Here is a 15,535-nt window from a genome sequence, read left to right as displayed (position 1 = left end):
CCCTCGCTATAAGCTTCACTTTTTTTGTTAATACAATATGAAACCTGCTATTCCGCAGACTATAATCATCACTATCGGATTGACTTTATATTTCCGGGTACCCACAAAAGCCACCAGGAAGATGATGCAACTGACGATAAACGAGTATATGTCTTCTTTAGGTGAACTAAAATTCTCAGTATTCATCAATATTAAGGCCGCCGATGCCAGAAGACCTACCACTGCCGGACGTAATCCGCTGAATACTGCTTCAACAGCCGGGTGTTTCTGGTATTTCAGGAAAAACTTGCTGATAGCCAACATCAGGATGAATGAAGGAAGCACTACTGCAAAGGTAGTGATGACAGAACCCCACACACTTCCGGTAGCCGTGAAGCCTACATACGTTGCCGAATTGATTCCGATAGGTCCGGGAGTCATCTGACTGATAGCTACAATATCTGTAAACTCTTGCGGCGTCAGCCACTCGTAACGTGTAACTACTTCACCTTGTATCATTGAAAGCATGGCATATCCGCCGCCAAAGCCGAAAAGACCTATTTTGAAGAATGTATAGAATAACTGGAGATAAAGCATGGGAGATTTATGTTTTATGATTTATAATTTATAATGCGTAGCTAACTTTCAACTTTCAACTTTGGGATGGTGTAACCGTCCGTACAGGTATCCACCTACACCGGCGATGATGATTACCCAGATAGGAGAGAAGTCCAACAACCAGATGATCAGTGCAGATACAATGGGTATCCAGACATTGTAACGGTTGATTTTTGCTGATTTCGCCATACTGAATGTAGGAGCGGCAATCAGTGCGACTACTGCCGGGCGGATGCCCTTGAAAATGCGCTCTACAACTGTATTGTCTTTGAAGTTATGGAAAAATAAAGCAATGGCAAGAATAATGAAGAATGATGGCAATATAGTACCTAAAGTAGTCACCAGGCTACCACGAATTCCCCGTAGTTTATATCCTATGAAAATAGAAATGTTAACCGCAAGAATGCCGGGGGTCGATTGGGAAATGGCAAGTAAGTCTATAAAATCGTCTTTGGCGATCCACTTTCGTTTCTCCACAATTTCTTCCTCCATGAGTGGCACCATGGCATAGCCACCTCCGATAGTGAAAACTCCTATTTTAGAAAAAAGGCCGAATGCCTCTAAATAAATATTCATAGTTTTAATGTTATAATGTGATAATATGGTATTATTCTACCACTTTATTACCCTTCTTCCTCTTCTTCTTTCTGTTTCGCATATTGGCTCGGGCTGACACTGAAATGCTTCTTGAATACTTCGCGGAAGTATTTCGCATCGCTGAAACCAGTCATTTCTGCAACTTCAGTTATGCTGTATTTCTGCTCTTTCAGTAGTTGTGCGGCACGTTTCAGACGTATCAATCGGATATAGTCCGCCGGAGCCTGGTCGGTCAGGGCTTTTATTTTATTATAGAAGCTGGTACGACTCATATTCAATAATGAACAGAGCATTTCCACATTGAGTGCGCCGTTATCCATATTTTCTTCCACATGCTTCTTGACGGAAGAAATGAATTTCCAGTCAAGGTCGGTGGAACAATTGATACAAGTTGTGGCATCTTCATCATCATTCAGTTCCAGATTAGCATATTTATGTCGCAGCAAAGAGCGATTCGTCAGGATGTTGGATATCGTAGCACGGAGAATACCTATATTGAAAGGTTTCACAATATACTCATCGGCTCCGGTCTTCAATCCTTCAATGATGTTGCGGTCATTGTTCAGTGCTGTGAGCAAAATGATGGGGATGTGAGAGGTTTCAATATCATTCTTTAAGACATGACACAATTCGTCTCCACGCATTTCCGGCATCATAATATCCGAAATAATCATGTTAGGCATATATTCCTTGACTATTTCGAGTGCTTGTTTGCCATCGCTGCATACTTGTATGTTATAGTCGTCCGACAGTGTATTGCGGAGATATTCCCTCAACTCATCATTATCCTCCACAATCAGGATTTTCGGAAGATCATTGTTTTGCTGTTGTTTCTGTTTAGTTGCATCATAAGCAATGTTTGGCGTAACATTCTTAGGCACTCCCGATTCAGCATAAGCTACTTTCTCACTTCCCGGTTTCGGACTGTGAATAGCTTTTCGATAAGGTTTTTCACCTTTTGGGAATGTGACTTTAATACAGGAGCCTTTTCCTTCCGTGCTTGTAAAGTTGATTTTGCCTTTATGCAGGTGAACAAGTTTCCATACCAGTAGCAGTCCGATACCACTACCCGTCACTTTCGAGTTGATGGCATTACTACCCCGGAAGTGTATTTTAAAGAGCTTTTTCTGTTCTGAGGACGGAATGCCGATACCCGTATCCTTTACTTCCACACTCCAATAGTCTTCTGTTTCTGCTGTATAGATATGTACGCTTCCACCTTCCGGTGTATATTTCAAGGCATTGGATATCAGATTTTTCAGAATCGAATCCATCTTATCCTTGTCAAGCCAGGTATTCATGTAGCGGAAATTACTTTCATAAGTCAGGCTGATACGTTTTACGTCGGCATAAGCCCGGAAAGCATTGATCATTTCCTCCATGTAGGTGCTCAACTCATATTCGGATACATATAGGGCACTGGAATAAGTGTCTGCACGTTCGAAGTTAATAAGATTGGTTGTCAGTCGCAACAGGGCGTTCACATTTCGTATGGCAGTATTCATATTGCTTCGTCCGTTCGGCGTCAGATTTTCCTTTTCACTGAGTTCTTCCAGTGGCGCTTTGATCAGTGTCAACGGAGTACGAATATCATGCGCTGTATTGATGAAGAAACGTATTTTCTCATCCGAAGCCTTACGCTGTTTGCGCAGGATAATGACACGCAATGTGATAATGGCAATCGCGGCTACCACGGCGGCATAAAGTATTAATGCCCATATGCTGAGCCATAAGGGCTGTTCTATCATGATTTCCATGTCACGCTCTTCAAGAACGATTCGTCGGTCTTCACTGGAGATGGCACGTACCCGTAATGTATATTTTCCAGGACTCAGATTTGTGAACCGGATCATGCAATCTTTCTCAGGACGGCTCCATCCGTCATAGAAACCCTCCAGTTTCCAAGAATACAGAACCAATGACGGATAATCGTAGTTGATAGAAGATATCCGTAGAGAGAATATGTTCTGATTGTATTTCAGCTTTAACACTTGAGTTTCATCTATGTCCACTTCCAGCGGTGAACCCTCATCGCCGGGGTAAACGGTTTGATAGAATACGCGCAAATCGCTGAATATCATTTTGAACTCATAATTGCGTGGAATCATCATATCTTTGTGGAACTCTATTGCTCCGTCCGTACTTCCAAGAATGAAGTTTCCGTTTTTTCGCAGTACGCCTGATGTTGAATTAAAATGATCACTCTTCAGTCCCTGTTCTTTAGTCCAGTTATGAAATATCTTTCCAGCCGGATAATAGCTTGTCAGACTGTTTTCCGTACTCAGCAGGACACTTTTGTTTCCGTCCGGAAGAATGGTATATATGTTATTGGAAATCAGCGGGCAGTTGTCTTTGTGGAAATGCTCAAACGACTTTCGCTGATGGTTATAAATGAGTAATCCGGAGTTGCTGGTCCCTATGTACAGCAAACTGTCTGGTGTCTGATAAAGCGCGTTAATGTAGAAAGACTCTATCGGCATCGATATATACTGATACTTGCCGGTTTCTTTGTCCAGCAGATACAGTCCTGTGGCAGTACCTATCCACATGTGTTGCGCATCCTTCTCCTTAATATCCGTAATTCCGCTAAGTCCCGGATAAGCACGTATATTTTTACGGTTGAAGTCTATTTGCTTTAAATTGTAATAGCCACCGGACCAGATACTGCCATCAGAAGTTTTTATGATAGAGCGTATGTACTTATCCGGACGGATATCACAATCGCCAAATGTAGAAGGAGTAAAGAACTCCACCTTCATCTGTTTTTTATTGATTTGGTAGATGCCCGAAGTGTATCCACCTGCCCAGATGATGCCGGGTGATACCTCGCACAAAGATATGAAAACATGGTTTTTGGTTGCGTTACCATTATCAAACACGCTGAGAAATGAGTGCCATTGCTTTGTTTTAGTGGAGTAGAGGCTGATGCCATTGTTGGTAGCGAACCAGAGATCACCTTCATGGTCTTCGATGATGGCATTCACCTGGTCATTGATAAGCGATTGCTTGTTGCCAATAGAATGTTTGATCCATTCATAACTGGCATATTGATTGTTGCGTACTGTGATGCCGATAGGGTAATTGGCTATCCAGATGCGTTCATCATCTACATAGAAGTCGTAAATACTGTTGCCGTTCATGGCATTATAGCTATTGTAATCCGCCACGATGTAGGGGATGCACTCATAGGTATCCACATTCATTTTATATATACCGGCACCATCTGTAGCTATCAATATTTCTTTGTCATTGAAGGCTTTGATACGTGTAATGCTGACATCCTGCAAACCGACATTCAGCTCTACAGTTTGATGAATATTCATATCGTACAGATAAATGCCTTTCTGGAACGTACCGATGAATAGTTTGCGGTTTGCTTTATGGAAATATAACTCGTTCACTTGCATCTTCAGTTTATCAAGCCAGTTGCATGGAGAAAGGTTGAGAACGTTGTCTTTTAATTCGGCATGATGTATACCGACGTCTGTACCGATGAAATAATGTTCAGGGTCGATTTGCTCGATATCCGTAATACTTTCTCCGATATGGTTTTTGATAACGGTAGTTTTCTCAGTATTCGTATCGTAGAGATACAATGCTTCTTCGTTACAGAGCCATACAATATTGTTGCTGTCAATAAATCCATAGCTTACGGGAGTCGGATTTCCTTTTACCACTTCATCAGGTAGCTTATATACAAGCTGAAAGCGATCATGTTTGGCATCATAGCGGAATACTCTTCCTTTTTTGCCTATTTCCCACAGTGTTCCATCCACACTAACATATAGCCAACTCAGATTGAGCATGGAGTTAACTTCTATTTCGCTGTCTATAAGCCGGTATTGCTTGAAATTTTTTCCGTCATAGCGGTCAATGCCATTGTGCGTAAGAAACCACATATATCCTTTCGGTCCTTTCTGAATGGCATATACCCTACGGTTGCTCAAGCCATCTTCTACGCCAAGATATTTATAAGTTTGGGCGATGCAGAAGGAGGAAATGTATGTGAATAAAAAGAAAATGATAAATTTTCTCATAACAGTTACGGTCGTTCGTTATTGGGGGTATTTGTGAAATTAACGCAAAAATATGCATTTTGTTTGATAAAAGCAACACGAAAGCAAGAAGAATAATGTTCGATTCCTCGCATTGTTTAGACGACAACAGGCGCAAGTTGTATATTATAACCTGCGCCTGTGTTTCACTTATAGATTGTAGTCAGAACTACTTAACCTTTTCTTCTACCCATTTACGTGCATTGACGAAGGCTTCCATCCATGGAGTGATCTGGTCGCTGTGCAGGCGGTCGGCAGGATAACAACCGTTCTGCCACGGGAAGATAGAGCGCTCTAGGTGAGGCATGATAGCCAGATGGCGTCCGTCGGCACTTGCTATGGCTGCTATGGAGTAGTCGGAGCCATTCGGATTGGCAGGATACTCGTCATAGCTGTATTTGGCTACCACATTATATTTATCTTCGTCGTAAGGCAAAGAGAATTTTCCTTCTCCGTGAGCTACCCATATACCGAGTTTGCTGCCACTCAGAGAGCCGAACATTACGCTGCGGTTGGTAGGAATGGTAAGTCCCAGGAATCTCGATTCGAATTTATGAGATTCATTATGCAGCATTTTACCGTTTTTCTTATGTTCGGGATTTATGAGGTTCAATTCCATCATCAACTGGCACCCATTACAAACACCCAGTGAAAGCGTATCTTCGCGTGCATAATACTTGTCTAGTGCTTCTTTAGCTTTCGTATTGAAGAGGAAAGCTCCTGCCCAACCTTTGGCAGAACCCAGTACGTCTGAGTTGGAGAAACCACCACAATAAACAATCAGGTTCACGTCTTCCAGTGTCTCGCGTCCGCTGATAAGGTCGGTCATTGTAACGTCTTTCACATCGAATCCTGCCAGGTATAGTGAGTAGGCCATTTCGCGTTCGCCATTCGTTCCCTTCTCGCGGATGATTGCTGCGCGGATGCCTGTCGGTGTACGGCGGTTCGGGTCGATACCATATTGAGAGAATTTACCTTTGAAGCCGGGCATGAAAGCGAATTCCAGTGGCTGCATCTTGTAGTTTTCGAAACGTTTCTTGGCGCAACCGTTCATAGATTGCTTGCGGTCGAGCAGGTAAGAAGTAGAATACCAAACATCACGCATATAGTCGATACCGAACTGATAAGTAGCGTCATCTTTAGATACGAGGATGTGGCGTTCGTCGGTCGGCTTACCAATCTTCACAAAACCTACTCCGGCATCTTCCAATATTTGTTTTACTTCTTCCTTATGCTTGTCGCTTACCTGGATAACAATACCCGGGTTCTCGGCAAACAGGAGTTTCACGAGGTCGTGTTCCTTCATCTTGTCGAGATTGATTTCCATACCACCTTCTACATTGGCGAAGCACATTTCGAGTAAGGTAGTAATCAGACCGCCGGCTGAAATATCGTGCCCGGCAAGAATCAGTCCTTTGTTCACCAGTTCCTGAACGGCAAGGAAAGCATCGCGGAAATATTCGGCATCTTGTACAGTGGGTACTTCGTCGCCAATCTTGCCCAATGATTGCGCAAAGGCCGAACCACCCAGTTTCAGTGTATCAAAACTGAAGTCGATATGATAAATCGTTGTCTTTTCGTTGTTGACAAGTACGGGAGAAACCACTTTCTTCACATCAGAAACTTCACCGCCTGCGGAAACGATTACGGTTCCCGGAGAGATTACTTTGCTACCGTCGGGATACTTCTGAGTCATGGACAGAGAGTCTTTTCCGGTAGGCACATTGATTTGCAGTGCACAGCAGAAGTCGCTCAATGCTTTTACGGCGGTGTAGAGACGTGCATCTTCACCTTCCTGTGAGCGGCAGGGCCACATCCAGTTGGCGGAGAGTGAAATACTGTCCATTCCTTCAGCCATCGGAGCCCATACCAGGTTGGTCAGTGCTTCGCTGACGGAAAGTACTGAACCTGCAGCCGGATCTGCCAGTGCAGCTTGCGGAGCATGTCCCAGTGAAGTAGCGATACCTTTCTCACCACGATAGTCGAGAGCAACCACGCCACAGTCACTCAGCGGTAATTGCAATTCACCCTGACATTGCTGGCGGGCAATCTTGCCGGTTACCGAGCGGTCTACCTTATTGGTCAACCAGTCTTTGCAGGCAACAGCTTCCAACTGCAATACATTCGTCAGATATTCGTGTAACTTGGATTGTTCGTATTTAGGCATTTCGTAGTGACGCTCTACGGTTTTGTCTACCATGTAAGTTTTGGGAGACGAACCGAACATCTGCTCTACGGCAAGATCGAACGGACGTACACCGTCAGCTTGTTGGAAAGCGAAGCGATGGTCACCGGTAGTTTCACCTACCACATACATTGGGGCACGTTCGCGTTCAGCCACTTTACGTACATGCTCGATAGCATCTTCTTCAATCAGCAATCCCATACGTTCCTGGCTTTCGTTGGCGATAATTTCTTTGGCAGACAAGGTCTTGTCACCTACGGGCAATTTACTCATGTCTATCATGCCACCACATTCTTCCACCAATTCGGAGAGACAGTTCACGTGTCCTGCTGAACCATGGTCGTGGATGGATACCACCGGATTGTTGTCTTCTTCGCAGAGGGCACGTACCACGTTGTAGGCACGTTTCTGCATTTCTGCATTGGCGCGCTGTACGGCGTTCAACTCAATACCGCTGCTGTAGCGTCCGGTATCTACTGAAGATACGGAACCGCCACCCAAGCCGATACGGTAATTATCACCACCAATCACGACAACTTTGTTACCGGCTTCGGGAGCACCCTTCAGACAGTCACGTTTCGTACCGTAACCCACACCACCGGCAAGCATGATTACTTTGTCGTAACCGTAAACTTCGTCGTTTTCCTTATGTTCGAAAGTCAGTACAGAACCACAGATCAGCGGTTGGCCGAACTTGTTACCGAAGTCGCTGGCACCATTGGATGCTTTGATCAGAATCTGTTCGGGAGTCTGATACAGCCATTGACGTACCGGAAGGATTTCTTCCCAGGGACGATCTTCATCTGTACGGGGATATGAAGTCATGTAAACGGCAGTTCCAGCAATTGGCCAGGAACCTTTACCACCGCCCATACGGTCACGAATCTCTCCACCTGTACCGGTAGATGCACCGTTGAACGGTTCTACGGTAGTCGGGAAGTTGTGTGTTTCAGCCTTCAGTGAGATAACACTCTTAATATCTTTCACCTGGAAATAGTCGGGTTTTGAATGGTCTGCCGGAGCAAACTGTTCAATTACCGGACCTTCGGCAAAGGCTACATTATCTTTATAAGCTGAAATGATTTTATTCGGATTTTCCTGTGTAGTCTTCTTAATCATTTGGAAGAGGGAAGACTCTTGTTCTACACCGTCGATGATGAATGTCCCGCCGAAGATTTTGTGGCGGCAGTGTTCGGAATTGATCTGGGCGAAACCGAATACTTCGGAGTCGGTCAGTTTACGTCCAAGGTCTTGTTCTACTTTCTTGAGGTAGTCCATCTCTTCTTTAGAGAGTGCCAGACCTTCTTTCTCATTGTAAGCTTCCAGGTCTTCGATGTGGATAATCGGCTCCGGCTTACGGTTGGTGGTGAACACTTCCTGATTGAGACCTTTGTACATGCGTTGCAGCATGGGGTCACGGTCAGCATTCTCATCTTTCACTGGGAAATACTCCTCGATGCGGAGAATACCATTAAGCCCCATGTTCTGGGTAATTTCTACGGCATTCGTACTCCAAGGGGTAATCATTTCGCGGCGCGGACCTACGAAATGTCCTTTCAGGTTGTCTTCACTTTCGAGGGTGGCTTCTCCAAAAAGCCAGCAGAGTTTGTCGCTGTCTGCCTGGGGGAGTGCGTGGTCGCATTCTACGGCTATCACGCTTTTGGATGGGGTTCTGAAAAAAAGAATCATACTGAATATTTATGATTTATGATTTATGATTTCTGCTTAGAGCACTCCGGAAATAAACGTTTCATTTTTATGTCGGAGCGCGGCTTCTCTTTTCTTTAGGGTGCAAAGATACGGGAAATCGTTGAATTAACCGACAAAACTTAGAAGAATAAAACAAGCCGAATATTCTTTTTACTACATTTGCAGGCGATTTAAAAAAGAGAATGTGAAAATGATGTTTAACAAGGATTTGAATCAGGAAATAGTACCATAACCTCAACCCTTTACGGAAACGGGAAGGGTAAGGAGTCTTTGGGTGAATCTTGCATTCTGAATGTGCAAAGATATAGGGGATTCTATGCTCTATTCTTGAGGAGATAACTTTAGTATAAAAATCAAACTTATTTTCACAACAATGAAAAAGACATTTTTTCAATTGCATGCGGCCATTCTCTTGGCTGCTTGCTCAAGCATATTCGGGAATCTTATTTCTTTGGATGCAGTACTTATCACTTGGTATCGTATGTTGCTGGCGGGAATTATCCTCATCGTTATTATGGCAGTAAAAGGGTGCGATACAAAAATCAATAGAACAGACTGGCGTGTGTTGGCAACAGGACTTTTGCTGGCTTTGCACTGGATATTCTTTTATGGTAGCATTAAATATGCCAACGTGTCGGTTGGTGTGGTATGCTTCTGTCTATCCGGCTTTTTCACGGCGATTGTTTCGCCCTGGATTAATCGTCGGCGCATATCCCTTGCGGAACTATTGCTCAGTTCGCTGACGTTGATTGGTATATCGTTGATTTTCCATTTTGACAGTTCGTTCCGTACGGGGATTATTCTGGGAATCATCTCTTCGTTGCTGTTTGCTGTCTATGCTACGCTCAACGAACGGGTGAATGCATCCGGTGATGTGGTCAGGACAACGGCATTGCAGATGATTGGAGGTGCTACTGGAGTAGGACTGCTACTTCCGCTTTATCTGTATAATATGTCGACGGCTGTTATTACGCCTACATTTGCAGATGCAGGATTCCTTTTTCTGTTGGCCTTAGGCTGCACTGTGTGCATGTGCATCCTTTTGAATAAGGCTCAAAAGTCAATAAGTGCGTTTACGGTGAGCCTTAGCTTCAACTTGGAGCCGGTTTATAGCATTGTCCTGGCAATTCTTATTTTTCATGAAGACAAGATGTTGGGAGTGTCTTTTTATATCGGCCTTTTGCTAATAGTCTTGTCTTTGTTATTGCAAATGATTCATTATAGGCGGGTTTTGAATTAGTTGGCGGGGGCCTGCAAGTTTTGCAAGTTTGCAAGTTTTGCAGGACCTCCGTTTTTTTCCCAACTGGGAAAAAATATTTTCCCAATAGGCCGGTAATTCTTTGCCTTTATAACTCTCTGGAGCTTATTCTGATATGGCATGATTTTAAGATTTTATTCATTTCTCTCCTTCGTTAGCTGTTTTCTCCGAACCTTTAGTAGTGTAAAGTATTAGGTGTTTTATGCTAATCAGTCGAAAAAACGTTAACACTATTGGCTCTTTTCACAAAAAAGTACGATATTTGCAGCCATGATTGAAATAAGGACCATATTCGATATATTATGGAAGGGCTTTATTATCGGGGTAGTTGTGTCTGCTCCGCTGGGGCCTGTCGGCGTGCTGTGTATTCAGCGTACGTTGAATAAGGGGCGTTGGTATGGTTTCATAACAGGACTGGGAGCCTCGTTGAGTGACATTGCTTACGCCTTGCTGACAGGGTACGGAATGAGTTTCGTATTCGATTACGTAAATAAAAATATTTTTTATTTGCAATTGTTCGGAAGCATCATGTTGTTAGCATTTGGCATTTATACGTTTCGCAGTAATCCCGTCCAGTCCATCCGTCCCGTCTCAACCAACAAAGGTTCTTATTTTCATAACTTCATTACCGCCTTTGCCGTCACCTTATCCAATCCACTTATTATATTCCTCTTTATCGGACTCTTTGCACGCTTTGCCTTCGTCAGTGAGGGGGTCTTGGTGTTCGAAGCGGTTACCGGATATCTGGCTATTGCGCTGGGAGCATTAGCATGGTGGTTCGGCATTACTTTCTTTGTTAATAAAGTCCGTACGCAATTCAACCTGCGCGGCATCTGGATATTGAATCGTATCATTGGAGGCATTGTCATTGTTGTGTCTGTGTTTGGGTTGGTGTTTACGTTGATGGGTGAGTCACTTTACTGAGAAGAAACTATAGAATCATGAAGATAGCGCAACAATTGAAAGCGAAGAATATCGCGGAATACCTTATATATATGTGGCAAGTGGAAGATTTGATACGTGCCAATGAGTGCGATATCGATAAGATCTGCGAAAACATTATCTCCCGTTATCCGGAAGAAGAACATCCGGCACTCGAAGAATGGTACGGTAATCTGATAGACATGATGCGTGCGGAAGGAGTGAAGGAAAAGGGACATCTGCAAATTAATCGTAACGTAATAGTGAATTTGACGGAATTGCACGTAGAACTGTTGGCGTCACCGAAGTATCCTTATTATAGTGCGGCTTATTTCAAAGCATTGCCCTTCATCGTAGAACTTCGTCAGAAGAGTGGGAAGCAGGAGGAACCGGAACTGGAAACCTGTTTTGAGGCTTTGTATGGTGTTTTATTGCTGCGTTTGCAGAAGAAAGAAATCACGGAGGGAACCGCAAAGGCAATAGAGGCCATCAGCAGTTTCATTTCTTTGCTTGCCAATTATTGCGAAAAGGACAAGAAGGGAGAACTGAAACTGGATGAGTAACAGAGGCAGCTTTCAAAGATAGTAAATTGTAAATAATAGATAGAACATGAGAGTATTAGTAACCGGTGCCAACGGACAACTTGGCAACGAAATGCAAGTTCTTGCAAAAGAGAATCCGCAACACACTTATTTTTTTACTGATGTACAGGAATTGGATATCTGTGACGAACAAGCTGTGCAGGCTTGCATTGCAGAGAATCGGATCGAGGTTGTAGTGAACTGTGCTGCTTACACAGCAGTTGACAAAGCGGAAGATAATGAAGATTTGTGCCGCAAACTGAATCAGGAAGCTCCGGGAATACTGGCACGTGCCGCGCAGACCCATGGTGCCGCTATGATACAGGTTTCTACGGATTATGTTTTTGATGGAACAGCGCATATACCTTATAAAGAAGATTGCGCCCCCTGTCCTAATTCTGTTTACGGCTTTACCAAGCTGGGTGGAGAAAAGGAGGTTATGCGGAATTGTGAGAAAGCGATGGTAATTCGTACAGCATGGTTATACTCTATTTATGGAAACAACTTTGTGAAAACGATGATTCGTCTGGGACGTGAGCGTGAGTCTTTAGGTGTGGTTTTTGATCAGATTGGTACACCGACGTATGCAAATGATCTGGCACAAGCTATCTATGCTGCCATTAATCAGGGTATTGTTCCGGGAATATATCATTTCAGCGATGAAGGGGTATGTTCATGGTATGACTTTACGGTGGCTATACATCGCATTGCGGATATCACGACATGCAAGGTGAGTCCCTTACATACGGATGAGTATCCGGCAAAGGCGCCGCGTCCGCATTATTCCGTATTGGATAAGACGAAGATTAAAAAGACTTTCGGCATTGAAGTACCTCATTGGGAAGAGAGTCTGAAAGTATGTATTGAAAAGCTGAATGCCCAATAATAATATTATACCAAATTTTATATATGGCCAATAATAACGAAATTGAGAGGAGAAGAACCTTTGCGATTATCGCGCATCCGGATGCCGGTAAGACATCTTTGACTGAAAAGCTATTGCTTTTTGGTGGACAGATTCAAGTGGCGGGTGCTGTAAAGAGCAATAAGATAAAGAAAACCGCTACATCGGACTGGATGGATATAGAGAAGCAGCGTGGTATCTCTGTAACCACCTCTGTGATGGAGTTCGATTATAAAGAGTATAAGATTAATATCCTCGATACTCCCGGTCACCAGGATTTTGCTGAAGACACATATCGCACGTTGACCGCTGTAGATAGCGTTATCATCGTTGTGGATGGTGCCAAAGGTGTGGAAACACAGACGCGTAAGTTGATGGAAGTGTGCCGTATGCGTAATACGCCGGTCATTATATTCATCAATAAGATGGACCGTGAGGCCAAAGATCCTTTCGATTTGTTGGATGAGCTAGAGGAAGAACTTGCCATTCATGTGCGTCCGTTGACGTGGCCTATCGAAAGTGGTGTGCGCTTTAAGGGTGTCTATAATATCTATGAAAACAATCTGAATCTTTTCCAACCTTCCAAGCAAGTGGTGACGGAAAAGGTGGAGGTAGATATCAATACCGAAGAGTTGGATAAGCAAATCGGTGCGCAACTGGCTGATAAATTACGTGGTGAGTTGGAGTTGATAGATGGAGTATATTCTGAATTTGATAAGGAAGAATACCTGAAAGGAGAAGTGGCGCCTGTATTCTTTGGTTCGGCTCTGAATAATTTCGGTGTACAGGAGTTGCTGGATTGCTTTGTGGAAATAGCCCCAAGCCCTCGTCCGGTGCAGGCGGAAGAACGTGAAGTGGAACCGGAAGAACCGAAGTTTACCGGTTTTGTGTTTAAGATTACGGCAAATATTGACCCGAATCACCGTTCTTGCATTGCATTCTGCAAGATATGTTCCGGTAAATTCACACGTAATACTCCTTATCTGCATGTACGTCATGGGAAGACGATGCGTTTTTCTTCGCCCACGCAGTTCATGGCACAGCGCAAGACAACCGTTGACGAGGCTTGGGCAGGCGATATTATCGGTTTGCCGGATAACGGTACTTTTAAGATTGGTGATACGCTGACGGAAGGGGAGATGCTTCATTTCCGTGGTTTACCGAGTTTCTCACCGGAGATGTTCAAGTATATCGAGAATGCTGACCCGATGAAGCAGAAACAGCTTGCCAAGGGTATCGACCAGTTGATGGACGAGGGTGTGGCGCAGTTGTTTGTCAATCAGTTTAATGGGCGTAAGATTATCGGTACGGTAGGACAGTTGCAGTTCGAGGTTATCCAGTATCGCTTGGAGAATGAATACAGTGCGAAGTGTCGTTGGGAACCGTTGAGCTTGTATAAGGCTTGCTGGATAGAGAGCGATAATCAGGAAGAGCTGGAAGCTTTCAAGAAGCGTAAGTACCAGTATATGGCAAAGGATCGTGAGGGTAGGGATGTATTCCTGGCTGATAGCGGTTATGTGTTGCAGATGGCGCAGATGGATTTTAAAAATATTAAGTTCCACTTTACGAGTGAATTCTGATTTTTCTTGTTTTTTAAATAGATAGGGAGGCATAAAGTAGCGAAAAATTTTGTGCCTTTTTGTTTATTATGGAAAGAAAGCATTACTTTTGTGTATATAAGATTGATATGTGTTGATTCTAAAAAACAACGACAAAACATTGATTATGAAAAGCGGATATATACTATTCTTTTTGTCCTTTCTTTTTTTCTGGGGCTGACAGCTTGCACTGCCCCTGTCAGTAAAACCATGCTCGATTATGAACAATCTCTCGTCCGTGCCGACTCTTTAGTACAAGTTGGTGCGGCCGACAGCGCTCATGCCGTGCGTTTGCTGGCAGACTTGCACCGTGAATATAACAGGGTGAAAGAACTTTCTGATGGAAAGCGCGTCCGCCTGATGCCTGCCGATAAGCGGAAGCAATTCTTCTGGGGAGCGTTTACCGCACTGATGATAGGCCTGAACGTATGGCTTTCCATAAGAGATATCAAGTTTTCGACCGACCGTAAGCATCGCCGCTATCTTATTGATTTGAGCGAGAATGAACAACGTCTGCGTAACAATGAACTGGAAAAAAATGAATTGCAGGAGTGCCTGAGGGAAATGTCGCTGACGGATGAAGAACGGGAAGAAGTACATCGGTCGTTGGTGAACCTTATGGAACATGGCAGTCACTTGTGCGAAGAGAACGCATCCCTCCGTGCCCGCCTCAAGGATTATGAAAAGCGTCCCTTCCCCCGCGAACTGGAATTGTTGCGGAAGGAGGGGGAGCGTGCGCACGTGCTGGATGGCCAGGTACAGGCACTCACTTCTGCCTTGATAGACTGCGACGAGGTAGTGGGGCAACTGCGCAGTCATCCCAAGTTCCTCACGGACGAACAGTGGAAATACCTGCAAACACTCACGGACCGTGTGTACGAAGGGTTTACCGCCCGCCTTGCCGGACGTTTCCCGAAACTTACGCCTGCCGATCTTCAGCTTTGCCTGCTCATCCGGTTGCGCTTTACCAACGCGCAGGTTGCTACGTTGACGGCTGTGTCGCCCGCTTCGGTATCTCAGCAGAAGTTCCGGCTGAAGAAGAGACTGTTGCAGATGGACGAGGCGTTGTTTGCCAACGGTGAAACGGTGGATGCGGTGGTGGCCGGGTGCTGATGCGTGTTCATTAAGA

At 44.3% G+C, this 15,535-nt stretch carries 10 protein-coding genes; 6 read left to right on the top strand and 4 right to left on the bottom strand.

What is annotated here, in order from left to right; genetic code table 11:
• Window positions 1-27 precede the first annotated feature (27 nt).
• The 4 genes from BN161_RS04205 to purL form a co-directional block, all read right to left on the bottom strand.
• The gene (locus BN161_RS04205; RefSeq protein ID WP_044263369.1) at window positions 28-576 is read right to left on the bottom strand and encodes a chromate transporter; all 549 of its coding nucleotides are present in this window, start codon (window positions 574-576) and stop codon (window positions 28-30) included.
• A 48-nt stretch (window positions 577-624) separates the two neighbouring features.
• Window positions 625-1,173, bottom strand: coding sequence for a chromate transporter (locus tag BN161_RS04200; RefSeq protein ID WP_044263368.1), 549 nt, complete (start codon window positions 1,171-1,173; stop codon window positions 625-627).
• Between the two features lie 47 nt (window positions 1,174-1,220).
• On the bottom strand, window positions 1,221-5,231 hold the full coding sequence (locus tag BN161_RS04195; RefSeq protein WP_044263367.1) for a hybrid sensor histidine kinase/response regulator transcription factor: 4,011 nt from the start codon (window positions 5,229-5,231) through the stop codon (window positions 1,221-1,223).
• A gap of 187 nt (window positions 5,232-5,418) precedes the next feature.
• The gene (purL, locus tag BN161_RS04190; protein WP_044263366.1) at window positions 5,419-9,123 is read right to left on the bottom strand and encodes a phosphoribosylformylglycinamidine synthase; all 3,705 of its coding nucleotides are present in this window, start codon (window positions 9,121-9,123) and stop codon (window positions 5,419-5,421) included.
• A gap of 394 nt (window positions 9,124-9,517) precedes the next feature.
• On the opposite strand from purL, the gene BN161_RS04185 reads away from it, so the two are divergent.
• The 6 genes from BN161_RS04185 (at window position 9,518) to BN161_RS04160 (ending at window position 15,519) form a co-directional block, all read left to right on the top strand.
• Complete coding sequence (locus BN161_RS04185; protein ID WP_044263365.1) at window positions 9,518-10,384, top strand: DMT family transporter; 867 nt, start codon at window positions 9,518-9,520, stop codon at window positions 10,382-10,384.
• A gap of 288 nt (window positions 10,385-10,672) precedes the next feature.
• Window positions 10,673-11,326: a LysE family translocator gene (locus tag BN161_RS04180; protein WP_044263364.1), complete on the top strand. Its 654-nt coding sequence runs from the start codon at window positions 10,673-10,675 to the stop codon at window positions 11,324-11,326.
• Window positions 11,327-11,343: 17 nt separating this feature from the next.
• Window positions 11,344-11,886 carry a DUF4924 family protein gene (locus BN161_RS04175; protein ID WP_044263363.1) on the top strand — a complete coding sequence of 181 codons (543 nt, stop codon included), beginning with the start codon at window positions 11,344-11,346 and terminating at the stop codon, window positions 11,884-11,886.
• Window positions 11,887-11,932: 46 nt separating this feature from the next.
• The gene (rfbD, locus tag BN161_RS04170) at window positions 11,933-12,790 is read left to right on the top strand and encodes a dTDP-4-dehydrorhamnose reductase (RefSeq protein WP_044263362.1); all 858 of its coding nucleotides are present in this window, start codon (window positions 11,933-11,935) and stop codon (window positions 12,788-12,790) included.
• Window positions 12,791-12,813: 23 nt separating this feature from the next.
• Window positions 12,814-14,388, top strand: coding sequence for a peptide chain release factor 3 (locus BN161_RS04165; RefSeq protein WP_044263361.1), 1,575 nt, complete (start codon window positions 12,814-12,816; stop codon window positions 14,386-14,388).
• Window positions 14,389-14,616: 228 nt separating this feature from the next.
• The gene (locus tag BN161_RS04160) at window positions 14,617-15,519 is read left to right on the top strand and encodes a helix-turn-helix transcriptional regulator (RefSeq protein WP_244436413.1); all 903 of its coding nucleotides are present in this window, start codon (window positions 14,617-14,619) and stop codon (window positions 15,517-15,519) included.
• Window positions 15,520-15,535 lie beyond the last annotated feature (16 nt).

This window comes from Bacteroides timonensis, assembly GCF_000513195.1.
Taxonomy (GTDB): domain Bacteria; phylum Bacteroidota; class Bacteroidia; order Bacteroidales; family Bacteroidaceae; genus Bacteroides; species Bacteroides timonensis.
Note: the sequence above shows the minus strand (reverse complement) of the source record. Positions and strands in the feature narration are given on the sequence as shown.